Source organism: Photobacterium sp. R1 (assembly GCF_054600795.1).
On sequence record NZ_BAAHZP010000192.1, the window covers coordinates 1 to 375 of the forward strand.

Genomic DNA, 375 nt, shown 5'->3' on the forward strand with positions numbered 1-375 from the left:
TGGGATCACGTCGTTACTGCTCTGTCCCATGTTGACGTGATCATTCGGACTGACCGCCTGACCCGCTCGCTTTGACGCGAGCGTGGCGATAACTTCGTTGGCGTTCATATTAGAACTGGTTCCGGAACCGGTCTGGAAAACATCGATCGGAAACTGGTCAAGGTGCTGCCCGTCAATAATTTCCTGACAACTGTCGATAATGGCATGGGCGATGCCTGAATCCAGAAGCTCAAGGTCGAGATTGCTTCTTGCGGCGGCTTGTTTGACGAATGCCAGTGCTTTGATGAACTGGACAGGCATTGTCAGCCCGCTAATGGGAAAGTTGTTTACGGCTCGCTGGGTTTGCGCCTGATAAAGTGCATCTTTCGGGACGTT

1 protein-coding gene is annotated in these 375 nt (G+C 52.3%); it reads right to left on the reverse strand.

The annotated features are described in order from the left end of the window. Positions 1 to 375: lyase family protein (locus ACYP03_RS24625; protein WP_459782471.1), on the reverse strand; the 375-nt coding region annotated here is incomplete at both ends.